12 protein-coding genes are annotated in these 16,795 nt (G+C 37.3%); all 12 read right to left on the bottom strand.

The features are described from left to right. Position 1: 1 nt before the first annotated feature. Positions 2–625 carry an SCO family protein gene (locus tag G440_RS0107850; RefSeq protein WP_026450803.1) on the bottom strand — a complete coding sequence of 208 codons (624 nt, stop codon included), beginning with the start codon at positions 623–625 and terminating at the stop codon, positions 2–4. A 128-nt stretch (positions 626–753) separates the two neighbouring features. Continuing rightward, on the bottom strand, positions 754–1,401 hold the full coding sequence (locus G440_RS0107855; protein ID WP_026450804.1) for a hypothetical protein: 648 nt from the start codon (positions 1,399–1,401) through the stop codon (positions 754–756). A 241-nt stretch (positions 1,402–1,642) separates the two neighbouring features. Next, a complete protein-coding gene (locus G440_RS0107860) occupies positions 1,643–2,032 on the bottom strand; it encodes a cytochrome C oxidase subunit IV family protein (protein WP_026450805.1) in 390 nt (129 codons plus the stop codon). Positions 2,033–2,050: 18 nt separating this feature from the next. Next, positions 2,051–3,034, bottom strand: coding sequence for a cytochrome c oxidase subunit 3 (locus G440_RS0107865; RefSeq protein ID WP_026450806.1), 984 nt, complete (start codon positions 3,032–3,034; stop codon positions 2,051–2,053). Positions 3,035–3,080: 46 nt separating this feature from the next. Further along, a complete protein-coding gene (locus G440_RS0107870; RefSeq protein WP_026450807.1) occupies positions 3,081–3,662 on the bottom strand; it encodes a cytochrome c oxidase subunit 3 in 582 nt (193 codons plus the stop codon). Between the two features lie 89 nt (positions 3,663–3,751). Continuing rightward, on the bottom strand, positions 3,752–4,645 hold the full coding sequence (gene cyoE, locus G440_RS0107875; RefSeq protein WP_026450808.1) for a heme o synthase: 894 nt from the start codon (positions 4,643–4,645) through the stop codon (positions 3,752–3,754). Between the two features lie 257 nt (positions 4,646–4,902). Beyond that, positions 4,903–6,993: a hypothetical protein gene (locus G440_RS0107880; RefSeq protein ID WP_026450809.1), complete on the bottom strand. Its 2,091-nt coding sequence runs from the start codon at positions 6,991–6,993 to the stop codon at positions 4,903–4,905. A 110-nt stretch (positions 6,994–7,103) separates the two neighbouring features. Then, complete coding sequence (locus G440_RS20635) at positions 7,104–7,883, bottom strand: energy transducer TonB (protein WP_051285227.1); 780 nt, start codon at positions 7,881–7,883, stop codon at positions 7,104–7,106. A 113-nt stretch (positions 7,884–7,996) separates the two neighbouring features. Beyond that, entirely contained in the window at positions 7,997–8,719 is a 723-nt protein-coding gene (locus G440_RS0107890) for an energy transducer TonB (RefSeq protein WP_026450810.1), read from the bottom strand. A 54-nt stretch (positions 8,720–8,773) separates the two neighbouring features. Then, entirely contained in the window at positions 8,774–9,190 is a 417-nt protein-coding gene (locus G440_RS0107895) for a VanZ family protein (protein WP_084426661.1), read from the bottom strand. After that, positions 9,156–9,536: a glycine cleavage system protein GcvH gene (gcvH, locus tag G440_RS0107900; RefSeq protein WP_026450812.1), complete on the bottom strand. Its 381-nt coding sequence runs from the start codon at positions 9,534–9,536 to the stop codon at positions 9,156–9,158. The genes G440_RS0107895 and gcvH overlap by 35 nt, the downstream gene beginning before the upstream one ends. Before the next feature lie 26 nt (positions 9,537–9,562). Then, entirely contained in the window at positions 9,563–16,795 is a 7,233-nt protein-coding gene (sov, locus tag G440_RS0107905) for a T9SS outer membrane translocon Sov/SprA (RefSeq protein ID WP_026450813.1), read from the bottom strand.

Here is a 16,795-nt window from a genome sequence, read left to right on the forward strand (position 1 = left end):
CTTATAAGAGTTCTTTTATATCTTCCTTGAGCATTTGAATGCCTTTATCATCCAAGCCGTCATAATAAACTATAGGGTTACCATTTTCGTCTTTTCTTGAGCGAATGTTACCATCTTGGTCAATGAGTGCAAAAAAGCCAGAATGTTCAAAACCACCTTCAACATCAGCAGCATCGCCCACGTAAAGATTAAAGCCTTCGTTGGCAAGCTTAAAAATTTCTTCTTTCTCTCCAGTCAATAGATGCCATTGTGGTTTTGTAATTCCTTTTTTCTTGGCATATTCCTTTAAAACCTCTGGCGTATCGTGGGTTGGATCAATTGAAAAGGAAGCGATCGCAAGATTGGGGTTTCCTAAAAATTTGTCCTGAATCTTTTTCATGTTTTCCGTCATAATAGGGCAGATATCTGGACAGGTGGTAAAGAAAAATTCAACCACATAGACTTTTCCAGCATAATCCGTATTGCTTATTGCCTTTCCGTTTTGATCGGTAAAATTAAAATCAGGAACTTGTCCCACAGTTATAAGGTCTGGTTTTGAAAGCGTCTTAACAATTTTTGGGACCGCCCAAATTCCAAAAATCAAGATGACTAAGGAAATACCTATATATGAATAACTATTTTTCATTTTATCTAAACTCTTTATTTAATTCAACTAATAGTCCTTCGGTAGAATCAAGTTGCAAAGTCTCAAACAAGCGCCCTTACTCTTTTCTCTTTCCTCTTTATTCTTTATTCTTCACTCAATTCTAATCGCTAGATCTCTCTATCAGATTTATATTTCTTAAGCGCACGCCTATACTCTGCCAAGAGAACTTTTACATCATCACTCATTTTATTGTTAATCTCGGCTATTTTACTGGAATCAAAGCCGTAAAGTATCTCCTTTTTATCACCATCTTCTTTCCTTCCGCGCAAGTTCCGTTCTTTATCAATTATAAAAACATAGGAAGATGACATATTTGAATCTAAACTCAAATTAGATTCTAAAGATTGAAATACTCTTTGGATGTCTTTTTCAGTTCCAAAAGCAAAATACCAGGAATCCAATGGAGCTATCTGTTTTAGTTTTGTCTCAATATCTTTCGCCTGTTCTTCAGTGCCATTTGGCAAGAGAATAACAAATTGAAACTCTCTAAAGGCATAATTTTTACTGTAAATTTTTTGGGCAAGATTATAAGCGTAGGCCCTATGTGCTTCCAGATTACTTCCGAAGAAACCCAAGACTGTAATCTTATTCTCCAATTGCACAGGATTTCCTTTAAGTGTTTTAAAACCATCCAGTTCAGCAACTGAATGCGTTATAACGGGCAAAGGTTTAAAATAGCTCGTACTCATTGCAAAAAAAAGATACGCCGTGATAGGCAGTAGAAAAAGGATGCCAAGAACTAAATATTTTTTCATTTTCGCAGGTTTTTTGCCAATGCAAAAATACAGGGTAAAAGGGGGTTGGGCAATCTTTTGAATGTTAATTTTATTCTGTACTTACCTCACGCGGATTCGAAAAGATACTATTCGGGACTATTTCAGAAGAAGATGACTTAGAATTTTAACCATATTGTTCTTCCCTTCGGTTTTCCCACTTAAATATGGATACTAAAAAAGCCCTCGAAAGGAGAGCTTTTAAAATATGTTATAGTTGGTTCTAAAAGTTAAACTTTATAAATCCGTGTTTGTAAACTTCAAAGATATAATCACCTTCAATAAGTACCAACAATACCAAATAAGAAATTAGGAATACCGCTGTCCATACTGCGGCTCTACGCAAGCCTGTAGTCTCGTCGCGCATGTGCATAAAGTCCCAGGTAATATAATAGGCTTTAAAAATGGTAAGAATTATAAATATCCAGTAAAGGAGTTTAAGAGCCAAAAAATGGTGTTCTACCAAGAAGGTCGGTCGTAAAATCCCCAGTGCTACTTCAATTATAGTAACGATAGAAAGTACAACAAAAACGCCCCAGATTTTACTTACGTTCGATTTGAATTTTAGAGTTCCTCTAAAAATTGCTAATTTATGTGCTTGCTCGTGTGCCATTTTTTAAATATTGAAAATCTATACAAGATAAAAGAATGTAAATACAAATACCCATACTAAATCCACAAAGTGCCAGTATAACCCGACCTTTTCAACCATTTCGTAATGGCCGCGACGTTCGTATGTACCTATAATTACGTTAAAAAAGATAATACAGTTTAGCATAACCCCAATTGAAACGTGAAAACCGTGAAAACCTGTAATAAAGAAAAAGAAATCTGCAAATAAGGGGTGCCCGTATTCATTGTGGCGAAGATTCGCTCCTTCCACAATCATATTACCATCGCCTACTAATTTGGCAATCGATTCCTCTCTTGATAAAACAATATGATGACCATTTTCGTCTTTATTTGGAATCCGTACCAGAAGATTATCGTTAGCAAGAAAGCCAGTTTTTACCTGCTCAAAGGAAACGGATGGTTGATAATCTGCATCTCTCTCATACCAAATTCCATTCTCCTTGGTTTGTTCTACCCGCGGGCCGGCAGTGGCATCCGCAAAATCGCCAATTGCAACGCGTTCCCCATCTTTATTTAAAAATTGAAGAATTTGACCTCCGTGTGTTTCAACCGCGCCATATTCACCTTTTATAAAGGTTTTCCACTCCCAAGCCTGAGAGCTCAAGAAAATAAGTCCTCCAATAATGGTTAGAAAAAGATAGAAAATCACTTTACTCTGCTGCATTTTATGTCCTGCATCCACAGCTAAAACCATGGTAACAGATGAGAAAATAAGAATAAAGGTCATAAACGCAACATAATACATGGGCGCTTCTACTCCGTGAAGAAAAGGAAAGTGTGTAAAGACTTCATCGGCAATTGGCCAAGCGTCTATAAATTTGAAACGAGACATTCCATAAGAGGCCAAAAAGCCTGCAAATGTCAATGAATCGGAAACGATGAAGAACCACATCATCATTTTGCCATAACTGGCTTTCAACGGTGCAGATCCACCACCCCAGGTTTTTCCTTCGGTACCTGTTTTAGCAACGGTAGCTTCCATAAAAAAAATTTGGTTTTAAAATAAGGTTCAAAAATACGTTTAATTTTTATTTAACGAAATATAAAAACAAAAACAGATAAATCCATACTACGTCCACGAAATGCCAAAATGTTGCAGCTAGTTCAACACCAAGGGTTTTACCGTTTTCATATTTTAGTTTATAATGATTATAAATTACAACCAAAAGGGTAACGAGGCCCGCAAAAACGTGTGCCACGTGCAATAAAACCACCAAATAGATAAAAGAGGTGGTTACACTACTTGTTGGCCCGGTAAAATTATAGCCGCTCGCAATGATTTCAGAAAAGCCAACAAATTGAAAAATCACAAATAAAACACCTAATACAAAGGTTGTTATCAAAAGAAACATGCCAAGCGCGTTTTGTTGTCTATTTATGGTTCTAAAGGCAAAGTGCACCGTAATACTGCTTATAACAATCAATGCTAAACTAATAAAGAAGGCTTGAGGCATTTCAAAATTTGAAATCCAATCGGGTCGTTCTTTACTAACCACATAGGCACTAGTGAGTCCAGCAAAGCTCATAGTTAAACTAATGATTCCAAACCAAAGCATATTCCTCTTGGCCCTGTTTATTTTCTTCTGCTCGGTTCCTTCCGTTAAATCCATTTTTGAATATTTTTTTAAATCGTGATTTCGTAAATCCTTAATTTGATGGGTGGCATTTGGAGTCATAATCGGTACTTAGTTATAATTAATCATCTTAAAAATTTGTCTGCAACATAAATAATCTGCAAAAGGGTAATATAGCTCACACTGGCAAGCATAAGCTGTTTAGCGGCTTTTGAAGTTTTTTCCTTGTATAGCCTAACTGCGTAATATATAAGTCCGACACCTAAAACTCCAATTAAAACCCCTGAAATTGGAGTCAGGTACAGTTTTCCTGTAATTCCCAAAACAGGAACCAAGGAAGCTAGCACGGTCCAAACTGAATATAAAATAGTTTGCAACGCTGTGCCTTTATCACGCTTGCCGTTTGGAAGCATATAGAAACCACCTTTTTTATAATCGTCAAAGAGAAACCAGCCAATTGCCCAGAAATGGGGGAATTGCCAGAAAAATTGAATCATAAATAAGGTTCCCGGCTCTATACCAAACTTTCCAGTTGCAGCAACCCAACCCAACATAAAAGGAATTGCCCCAGGAAAAGCACCCACAAAAACTGAAAGCGGAGTCTTGGTCTTTAATGGTGTATAAAGACTAACATACATAAAAATTGAAACAGCCCCAAACATGGCTGTAATGGGGTTTATAGAATAAAGTACTGCAATACCAATGACCGTGAGAATACTAGCGAGGATAAAAGCAGATTGAACGCTCATAGTTCCAGCGGGAAGCGGTCTATTTTTAGTGCGATCCATAAGTGCATCAAGGTCACGCTCTATAATCTGATTGTAAACATTGGAAGCACCAACCATACAATAGCCGCCCACACAAAGCAAGAAAAGAACATAAAAGTCAATAGAATCTGCGCCGAGCAAGTAACCTGCTACAGAGGAAAACACCACACTTACCGAAAGTCTCAATTTTGTGATTTCGGTAAAATTCCTAATAAGTGAATGGGATATTGATTGTGACTGGGTAACGGACAATTTAATTTTCTTTAGGCGCCGCAAAGATACGCTTCCTGTATTTTTTCCACAATATAATATCGATAATCTTATGCTTTAATTTCAGCATTATAAGTATTGTGAACCTGTTTTCAAATATATCTTCAGTCTGAACTAGAAGTCTTTGGTTTTATTTCTAAAAAAAGAAGAAATTGGCTCATTATTAAGCTATATGCCGGAGCGTATTCCATCGCCTAACTTTTAAAGTATCGTATAAGTTTCTAATAGACCAATACTTTTTAAAAATCATTATACCAATTGAACAAGTCTGTACGGATTCCAAAGTTTAACCAAGTAGTTTGATTTTTAAATACTGTTTCGGTATCTACTTTGGGGTTAAAATCTCGATAAATAAGACTGCCGTAAATTTTTAAATTGGTGGCTGGATTTATCAAGTAACCAGCCTGCAATTCGGCGTGAAAGAAATCTGTGGTGTTTCCTTGGGCAAGCGTATTGCCTTCATCGGAGATTCTATCATCTTCGGTTCCATAAATATTTCCTCCATAAAAACTGGAATCTTCAGGAGTGTTGAATTCAAAGCCTCTTTTCGCAATAATAAATTTTGCATCGCCATATAATCTTCCTTTTTGGTAGCGAGCGATTCCAATAAATTCAGAAAAATTAGCGCCAAGCGTATGCGCTAAGGACTGATTATTATGTCCATAATTTAAAACAACCGTATTATGTGAATAGGTATAAGGCCGCACTCTATTATATTCTGCCTGCAAGTAAAGATTTTTTAAACCGAAGGCATCATAATATTTCAATCCCAATTGATAGCCGGTTTTATTTTTATAGCTCCCTTTCCCCCCAAAAACATCCCGCGAGGAAAATTCGTCAATAATAAGCTGCCCGTAGGCGTTTATGCGATCATTCACTTTATATTTTAGAGTCAGCCCGATCAATGCGTTCCCGCCGCGTGATCCTGTGGAAAACTCAATAGCTCGATAAAAAATGATTGGATTCAGATAATTCACATCAAAACCGCGGCCATTATCATTCTGCCAAATTACAGATTCAAATAGCCCAATATTCAATCGCTTCGTAATATTATAGCTCAAATAATGATTTGCCATATATTTTGTTCGGAATGATCCGCTCTCAGTTACTTCGGGACGAACGTCACGTAAAGACATCCAAGTATTGGTATATTTCAATTTCCAGAAAGTGGTGTTTATTTTAAAGAAAGGATACGAACTTGCATTATCGCTCATCAACAAAGAACGATAACCATCACCAAGAAAAGTCTTTCCATGCCCTAGCTGAACATTAAAATATTTTGAAGGTGTGTATGAAATGTGACCGGTTGCAATGGGATAATCATAAGAATCGGATTTAAAACCTTTAGCAATACCACGACCGGGAATAATCGCTGGGTTTCCACCTGCCGGACGAATCGATTCTGCATACCTGTTATAATAATCAGCAAAACGCCCTTGACTTTCATAGATTACACCAAAGAAACTCAGATTCTTACCGATACCACCTTGGGTGTAAACCAATCTAGTGTTATTGTATGTGTCTATATCCGCATCAAAATCCTTTCCCGCTTGAAGATCTACGCCAGCGTCAAGCGTGAGCCAATAACCATCTCCTTTTATGGTTATGAGATGTTCGTTCCAAAGCTTTCTGCCCCACCAAGAAGACTTACTCTTTAAAAGCTGACTATTGACGGCTTCAAAATCATAATATTTGTTTACTTCACTATAAATATAGGGTTTCTGAGCCGTATGATTGTTTAGACCAACACGATTTATTGCCTGATCAAAAAGACTGTAATTGTGATGGGAAAGCGGAATATTAATATTGCTTTTATATTCTTCGTTGCTATAAGGAAGGTTTACAATTTCATCATACTCCTCCACTAGGTCTTGACGCTCCTCCTTCTCAACAATTTCCGTTTCTTGTTTTATGCTTTCACCTGGAGTTCTCAAAGGAATTGCTATTGGTAGGGTAAACTGAACATAGGCAGGAGAACCATTATAGGTTGCAGGCTGAATTTCTGGAAGTGCTTCAAAAACGCGACGTGCCTCCATTTTTAATTCGTCATAAATGCCATCTACATACAATACTTTAAAGTCACCCTTTTTTGTTACTTCGAAAAGTACCGTTACATTTCCTTTATAGTTTTCAGAAAAGACTATTTCGGGCACTTTAAAATTTTGAAAAATGAATTGTTGCAAGGCGTTTTTAAAACAATCTTCCATTGCCTCTACATCCACATTGGCACACTCTTTAAAAACCGGATACTTCTCGTATTGAGCTGAAGGAATCTGCGCGTAGGTTATTACTGAAAATATGAATACAAAAAGTATAAGGCACTGCTTCATTAGAATATTAACTTATTTAATCCCGAAAGATACCGTTTTTTTTTAATGACAAGAATCAAAAAAAGCTTCCATTTTTATTGGAAGCTTTTTGACTTTTTGTTTATCATAACCTATTGAATTCGTAAAACTATAGGTACAGTATATAATACGTCAACATTTTTGTCGCCTTGTTTTCCTGGTTTCATTGTTGGCAATTTGCTTATAACGCGCTGAGCTTCTTTCGTTAAAGCTGCCTCATGGGAATTCGCTATCACGTTTGTAACAAAACCATTGGAATCAATTTTAAAATTGACGTAAACACGATAGGTTTGGCCTGCGTTCAAATTTTCAAGCAATTCTCTATTAAAATTTTTATTTATAAAAGCGTCGATACTTGTAGACATACATTGAACTTTTTCAGCGTTGCTGGTCAAATTTCCACAGCCCGGAAAAATGGGAACGAACTCTACATTTGAAATAGACTTAGGTAATGATGGTTTAGTATCTACAGGATTATCTACTGTTACTTTTGGTGACTTCGCTATAGGATCTTCACCGGAAGCAATGGGCGTTTCAATATCAGGAGTGGTATCTGGTTTTACGTCAAAAGTACTGCTTTTAACAACTCTTTTTCTAGGTTCCCTTTTCTGAATGATCTCCTTCTTAGGCGTTATAGGTTTTGGCCTATCTAGATCAATTACGTAGTCGATCATGGGAGGCTCCTTTATTCCCTCAGAGCTAGGCGGGGTAATTTCGGCTACTCTCTTTTCAAAATCTAACTGCATAACGAAAAAAACAGTTAGCAAGCTCAAGACAACACCGAATTGGAAAAACAATCTTGAATTCCATTTAATGTTAATCTGTTTTTTCTCATCTCTTTTGTTAGAGGCATTTTCAGTGATAATTTTCATAATTAAGGAGTTTAAAAGGTTACATCCTCATGAAATACAACTGTTATGCCCAAACGAAAAACCCTGAATTTACAGTTGTAAATTCAGGGTTTTTAAAATATATTTTAATTTATTTACTGGATATCAAATATTATAGGAAGTGAATATAGCACTCCAACTGGTTTCCCACGTTGCTTACCAGGAGTCATGTTAGGTAGTGATGACACCACATTCAATGCTTCTTTTTCAAGTCTCGGGTGAGGAGCACGTGCGCGAACATCCACAACCTTTCCATTTTTATCGATCTTAAATTGAACAGAAATACGTTGTCTTCCTTCCAAACCTAAGTCTGAAGCCAAGTTTGTATCAAACTTCTTGTTTATAAATTCACTAATCTTAGTGGACATACATTTTTTCTTGGCGTCGTTTGATTTTTCGCTTTCACACCCAGGATAAACAGGTACATTTTCAATTACAGCGAAAGGTACATCTGCAATTTCTTCCTCAACAACTTCCTCTTTAATCTCCTTAACTTCAACAATTTTCTCATCTTGTTTTGCTTCGGTAGATTCAATAATCGTTTCCTCCTCTTCATCATCATCCTCAATCACGTCAATAACTTCTGGAGCTGGTGGCGGTGGAGGCGGTGGTGGTGGTGGTGTTAACTGTTGGGTGATTGGAATTTCCTCTTCCAATTCATCTCCAACGTCGAGTTTCCCGAAGTCGTTATCAGATTTATCATAAGATTTCCATTCAATTGCCTGCCAGGCAAGAAAAAGCATTAAAACCATTCCAAGCTGAAAGAACAACATGCTCCTTTTGCTTACGTCTGCTTTTGCATTTTTTTTGGGTTCCATAATTGTGGGTTTAACTAGATGCTAAAATATAGAAATTATCAGTGAATTTAAAACTTAATTGAAATTTTTAAATTTTAAATTATTTTTTACGATTCTAAAAAACAAGATTCCGAGTGATGCACCTAAAAGGTTGGCAGCTACATCAAAAATATCTGCTCCGCGTGAATCAGTGAACTGTCCTTGTAATATCTCAACTATTATGCCAAATAGCATTAACGATAAAAACAAAGGCAACAACCATTTAGCTCTAAATTGAAAGTCATTTTTGGCATAAAAATATAGCATCCATAAATTTATAAGTATAAAATGGATTCCGAAATGCACCACTTTATCCAATCCTTCCATTTTAATATTCACTTTAGGCAAGTCCGAACTTGGCATAAAAAAAAGAAAAGATATAACTATGCTATAACTTATTGCAATAATAAATAAGGGTTTAGCCCTCAACAAGCGCTTTATATCCGGCATCATCTAATAGTTCTGCTATTTCATCAGGATTCGAAAGCTTCATTTTTATCATCCATCCATCTCCGTAGGCATCCGTATTTACCTTTTCCGGTTCAGATTCTAGGCTCTCGTTGAATTCAATAATTTCCCCTGAAAGAGGCAAAAATAGATCTGAAACTGTTTTTACGGCTTCCACCGTTCCAAAAACTTCGTCTCTATCCATCGTGTCTCCTATGGTTTCAACTTCTACATAAACAATGTCACCTAGCTCGCTCTGGGCAAAATCAGTTACTCCAATAGTTGCTATATCTCCTTCAATTTTAACCCATTCGTGGTCTTTCGTGTACTTTAAATCTGCTGGTAAATTCATAATTAAATATTGTATAAACGTTTATTTTAATTTCCAAAATTATAGCGAAGTGTCAATCCACTTCGTATGGTTGTTTGCGGGAATGCCGTTGAAATGGCATACTTTGAGAATGAATGATCATAATAAAACAAGGCCGTTAGGTTCTTGCTCAAAGCATAATCCACGGTTAACTGTGCCCCATAAATAGTTTGTCCCGCCGTAGTTTGACTATTTTCTAGATCTAAGTATCTAATAATTGTAATATTATCTCTTCTGGAAAGATCTACTTTAAAGTTTAGATCACTGGCCATTACCGATTTTTTGCCTCCAAAATTGGTCGCAATTCGTAAATCTTTAATCCTATAACCTAATCCAATAATATATTCATTCCCCTTAATCTCTGTAAGCAAATTATTTGCAAAGCTTAACGAAAGTGCGCGATCTTTACGCATTTCGGCAAGAATTTTTATTGAATTGTTCATTTCAAAATCCATTCGCAGCAAGGGTGAGAACTGTTCAGTCAAGTTCACATTTGTCAATAATGTTTTCACCTTAAAGTTCCCAGATTGATCTGGTGCTTCCGGGTTATTCGCATCATAGTCCAAATTAGACTGAAACTGGTTTACCGTATAACTTGCTCTATATCCATGAGTTAGTGAGAAACGCTTGAAGTTTGTCTTAAACCAAGGAATTTTCATTAATCCCGTATATTTAACATCCCAGTTTGGAAGCGGAATATCTCTAAATATTCCCGTTTTCTCCTTAGATGCGTTATTACCTTTATATGCAGCTAGGAAAGCTGGCAATAGCACATCTTGACTATTTTTTCCAAAACCTACTGGATAATTGTCTTCATCTCTTGGTATTGGCCCACCTTGATAATGCTCCTCGGCTAATCTATTTGCAATTTTCAAACGATTGCTTCGGAAGTCATCAAAGGTAGCAGAGTTATTTTCATCGCTACTGCTAAAGGCCGTTTTAATTAATAGGGTTGATATATTGAAGTTTCCGAAGGTGTTTGGCGTTAAAGAATTATATAATCCATCCTCAACAATAAAGTTTTCGGAATAATTTTCAGAATAGATTCTACTTCCGTTTATATCAATTGTCAAATCGTTTATAGGTTCCAAATTAGCTTGAATATCCATTTGGCGACTTTCAACTTCAGTGTACTGCTCGTTAAATTCTGGATATAGTGTTAACCAGCCTTTTCTAGCAGCGAGATCCCTAATTTCTGATTGACTTCCAAAGACGAATCCTGTAGTTGGTTTCAGTGTTCCAATAAAACCAATGGATGGTGTATATCCTGGCAAGTAAATACCATTGTTCTCCTGATAATTAAACTGAATTTTCTTAATCATGGTCGCTAAACCAATTCCAAAGTTCAGGGCTTGATCGCCTGCATTTAAGCCACCTGCACCAGTGTTATTAGCTCGAGAACTGGGCGATTCCCCGTCTCTACCAGAAAGTGCACTTTTTGCACTAGGATCCATTTTACCACCTCTTTCCTCTTTTTCCTTCTCCCCGTTTTCTCCTGCTGCATCCGTTTTTCTAGCCTTGCTCTTTTTGATTTTTTTAAGGCCAACATAACGGTAAAAACCGTTCATGTCTATACTGGAGTTAATTTGATGGGTACTCGCATTTTGGATGGAGTTACCAAGATTATACGTACCTGTAGTTCCGTCACTTAACTCAATAGGGAAATCGTTAAACTGATCACTTCCTTTTTGCCATTGGTAATCGCCGGTGTAGGAATAAGTTGCTCTAATAAATTTAAGAAATGGAAATTTGTTGAATGGCAAATCATAATTCACCTGTAAGGATTGGAAATGTTGATTTGGATCACCAACATCAAAGAAACCATCCCATACGCCAATGTCGTTATTAACAAAACCGCCATCACTTAAATAATTATTTACGATTCTATTATTGGTAGACGTAAAATTAAATCGCAATGATTTGGTCAAGTTATGATTGATGGTATATTGCCAATCAAAAAGGTAATTGCGCTGATACAGTTTTGGAAGTCCAATATTACCCTCTTGTAAGTTAAGCTCCCTAAACTTTTGTTCGTTGTATTGTCTTGTAATATTCGAACTTACAGCAATATTAGTTGGCAAATAATTTATATTCAAATCTTTCATGAATTGCCAGTATTTCCCCCTAAATATAGAGTCATTTTTCTTGAAAGGCTCATAAGGTTTTGCCGTAAAATTATAGTTATAAGTTGCTCCTGCATTAACCGTTTGCTCTAAAGCATCTTCAATCTCAAAATCGTGATGATCTGTTTGATTATAGGAGAAGGAAGCAGTAAGGTTTTCTACGTCATAAACTCTTGGTTTTGCTTCGCCTGTTCGTTCCTTACGAACCCCAATGAAGTTCACGCTCTGACGCTTTGTATAGTCGACAGATTGTTCCTTTATTTGATCTTTTGTCGCTTGGTCATCGGTGTTGTCCAATCGTGTTTGCAATTCAATATCTTGAAATTCGGGATCGTATTGCGGGGTTATAAGTTCTTCCGAACGACCGTAATTAAATGGAAGTTGAACCCCCCATTTTTTCGGCATCAATTGCCCCAAATTTAGGTTAGTAACCACATCATATTGCTGAAGGTCTTCCCTACTTCTTTGATTTGGGCCTTGTTCCAAAGCACCGAAACCTACGGTACTTCTTCTTCCTGTAGCGCTAATAGTTGCAAAATCTGCAATATTCGCATCCATACTTACAACAGCTGCCCAACCGCCTTGGTTTTTAAGTTCAGACATTCTCAGTTCGTTAAACCATACTTCACCACAAATATCATTGGAAGATGTGTTTTTCACTCCGAGCATAATATTACGAACGTCTCCAAAACTTGGATTTCCTTTTATCCCAATTTTAAGTTCATTTTCACCATTGGAAGCACTGCCATCAAGTTCAGACTGATTAAAGAAATTAACTATGGTTTGGTCAAAGTTAACATCACCAAGCACTTTTGTCTTTACTTGTTGTAATAGTTCTAAAGGCAGATTGATTCGGTTTTCGAGAGGCCAAATTTCTTCGGCAGTTGACGCTCCAAACCTGGTTGGGTTTAGTGGTATTTGAACTTCGTAATAGTTATTGGTAAGGTCATTTCCCAAACGCATAAACGCAACCAATTGACCATCGCTAAGCGCAGTTTCATTAACCAGTGATTCTGCGTGGACAAACATCTCCAGATTTTTGTACTGGCGCATATCCACATTAAAGTTTTTATAAACCGAACGACCGTCGTTAGGCTCTAGACCACAAACACGCATGGATAGTGACTGCTCGTTTTGGCGGATTATATTGTTATTATTATTTAACTCCTCGCGTTGAAGTCCTGGAGGCAGTCTATATGGAATGGGTTCACGGTTTTCATTTTCCTCGATGCTTACAGTTGCCACTTCAAAAAGTGTATTGCCAATAGTAGGATCGTTCCCACCTGGCTCCAATGCTTGTTGAAATCTTCTATAATCACCACGAATCAGGTCCATGGTTCCAAAACGCAAGACGGTATCTTCAGAAAAATCGGATAGGAACATACGCATAAAACGAATCGATCTGAAATCGGAAATTCCTCCTAAAGCTTGGTCTGGCTTACTGATCGGAATTTTAAACTGAACCCAACGCACCGGGATTACACTGTTATCCTGTGTAGTAACATCAAGCTCTTTTACATCAGAAATGTATTCATTATTCTCTCTACTCATTCCTGGAAACATGGGAACGTTGTATTCATAATAGCTATTGATCGTGTTCATGCTGTTGTCACGATTAATATCTTCTACGTCCGGCTGGGTAGTGCTTCCGCGGTTTGTGTTTGAAATTTGAACTGGAGAGTTACCTTCTGTACCGTTATATTTTAAATACCGTTCCAGTATATTTCCCTCGGCTTGAAGAAAGTACTGATAATCATCATTGGCCGGATCATTAAGTCCTGCAAAGGCTGGAAATCTGTCTGCTTCCTGAGCACTATTTAGCCCGTCCAAACCAATATCCTGATTAACGCGTTCTTGTCCGTCAGAATCAAATGTATATACCAAAGATTGATTGGTGGGTACTTTACCCCAAGCAGTACTTATGGTATTGTCATCGCTACCATCTTTAGGTAATCCGTTTTCATATTGCTTTCTTCCGTCCTTCAATATATCTTCGGAAATGCTTCCAAGGTTAAAATTAACCTTACCTCCTGGATTTCCACTATTTTCGTCATAAATGAAAGGGTCCATAACCCAAAACTCGATATACTCCACGTTAGATTTTTCAAAATCGGTAGTACTAATTGGTCGCATAATTCCACCGAAACGATCTTGTGGATTTGGCAGAGTATTAGTTCCAGCTGCCTCAGGATTATAGTTGTATTCTCCACGCGTGGAAGGGTAATATGCTAGATCTAAAGTGAATAAAGCTTGTGTTTGCCCTTGAATAACATCTTGGTTCGGAAAAATTTCATCCCTAAAAACACGACGCGTAAATGGATTTGAAAGATCTTGATCATTAATTCCATCGGGACGTTGACTGCTATAAAAAATTGGATCAATAGTGTACCATGCCAATTTTGCGCGATTAAAATTATAACCGAGATTTTCATTAGCCAATTCACCGCCAAAATTTAATGGTGTACTGGCTAAGAACCAGCTTGAAGGTGAGCTTATATCATTGCCCGTTTGTGAAGATTCAAAATCATCAACATAAACAGTTGTCTTTCCTCCAAAGTCTGAAACTTTTGGCGCTCCAGGTTTTAAATAGGCAAATTCACCACGCAATGAAATGTTGGACTCTACATCGGTATCAATATTTGGCAAATGATTTACCATTCTTGTAAGGAAAGGCACTTCAGTAGAATAATTTAGGTTTATCCCAAAAATAGAGTTGTTGATAGGCTCAGCACCGTAAGACGATTTTTGCGTTAGTGGTCGCTCGTTTAGGTTTAAATAGGTCGCACCTACTAGAAATTTATCACTGAATTTGTGCTCCACATTTAAACCAGTAAAACGCTTGCTCTGTTGCCCGAAAAGCGAATTATTTTCTGTGCTTACAGAAATTGGAACGTTGCTGTTCAACAAAGCTGGATCTAGTATTTGAACTCTTCCCAATTGATAGTTTACGGTATAATCAACACCTTCAACAAGTTTTCTCCCTCCAGCCGTAACAGTCACGGAACCTTGCGGAATGTTGAAAGCTCCAATAGGAATTCCATCGGCTCCAGTAGATTTATAAGAACCTTTTAAAAGAAATTTATTTTTTTCACTTGCCTGTTGTTGGGCTTGTGTTTTTGTAGTGGTATAAAGCGTTCTAAAAACATATTTTTCCTGATTGGCATTATATGTTTCCGGCATATTATAAACACCTGGTGGAACACCTGTTGTAGGTGTTTCGTTCAATTTTTCAAAAAGATGCTTTCCGAAAGGTTCTATGGTGGTGAAAATAATTCTACCGTTTTGGGCATCTACGGTAATACCAGGAATGAAATCAAAAAATCCATCTCCGCCTTGTACAGGGTCATTATTAAAGTTCAATCTATCTAGATTAAACACTTTTAAGAGAATTTCATCTTTCACACTTTCAGGAAGTTCCGCAAAGGGATGCCCAGGGGTTGCTTGAGCCGCTTTTATATAGTTAAGTGGTGAAGGTTCTGTGTAAAATATATTTAACTTAAAGTCTTCTTTTTCCAATTGATACGCTCCAATTGGATAAATGTTTTTCATCATTAAATCCCAGATTGGCGCATCTACGCTTGTAATACTACTTTTTAAAAGTTTTACCACAAGGTTTTGGGCTATCCCAACAGGTTCTCCACCCGGAGGATTTCCACCAGTTGATTGCCCACCCCCGTTTGCTTCAACACCATCATTGGAAAATTCACCCACTTGATACACTTTGCCATTAACCGTAAATTGGTAGGAAACCGCTAAAACTTCGTCGTTACTCAAACGTTGATTAAGTGATATATACCCAAGCTGTGAATTAAGTGAATATTCTCCTGCATCCAGTCTTCTAGCATTTTCCAAGGTAACATAATCCCTACCTTCATTAACCGTAACGCCAGTAAATCCTTGGCTTACAGTCGCAATGTCTCGAATTGACGGATTAAGTATCGATTGTGCCCCGCCATTAATACCAAAGGGATTAAAGTCGTTATTGCCGTTATTGGGATATGCCGTACTTGGTACATTAATAAAACCACCAGGAGGAACATTCAAACCAATATTTACTGGATCTGACTCACCGATGTCTTGCAAGGCCACGACGTTTCTGACATTGTCGGTTCGGCTAGTTCGGTTTGTGATCCAAACTTCCATTCGAGTAATCTGCACGTTGCTGTTAATAAACGGATATTGCTTTAAAGATCGGTCATAGTTATCCCTAAAATAATGCGCCAAGAAAAAGTGACGGTTTTCGTCATAATCTGCAGCAAGAAGTTCATAGTCCGTAACGGTTGCCCCGCCTTCAGCAGTTACCGTACGCGTTTCTGATTTTTGTTCGGAGAAAACACCTGTTATCGTTGTTTTTCCAAATTGAAGTTGTGTTTTTACACCGAATAAACTCTGAGCACCTTGAATTAAAGAACTATTAAGCGGCATACTCACGTTACCCACTTCAATTTTCTGAATAATATCGTCTTCCGTCGGGGTGTATTCCAACTTTACTTGATTCTGGAAATCGAACGTGCTTTCAGTATCATAATTTGCAGTAACCTGAAGCCTTGTACCAACTTTTGCCAAAAGACTTAAACTAATTCTTTGGTCAAAATCAAAAGAAAAATTGGTTCTGTTTCGAGGTGAATATTGTGGATTGTCTTGTTTTGTATAAAGCAGCCCAAGGTCCATTTCCACCGAACCTTGCGGAATCACTTCAATAGAATCTCCTCCAAAAATTGATTGGAAGAAACTCGAATTCACATAAAATGTTGGTAACAGGTTTTTTTGTTGTTCCTCGGACCCCGCTTTTCGTCCATCGGCAGCGTCTATTTTTTCCTTAAAATAGGCTCTCATCTGCTCCTCTTGGATGAGTTTCTGATATTCCTGAGGAGTAAGAATGATAGGGTAAGTAACGTTGAAAGAACCTAAGGTTTGGGTGTAGATGTACCTGTCAGTTATAGGATCATAAGTATATAAATCCTGAATGCTTTTCGGGTTTGGAAGATCCATCCGTCCCATTTCATTTCCTACGGCAGTTGAGTCTTGAGCCAGCGAAACATTACTGACCAAAATAAGACCTACTATTGCTAAAAGCTTGAAAAAGCCAACCTTGTAAACGTAATTTTTTGCCTTCAA

The organism is Aequorivita capsosiphonis DSM 23843 (assembly GCF_000429125.1).
Lineage (GTDB): Bacteria > Bacteroidota > Bacteroidia > Flavobacteriales > Flavobacteriaceae > Aequorivita > Aequorivita capsosiphonis.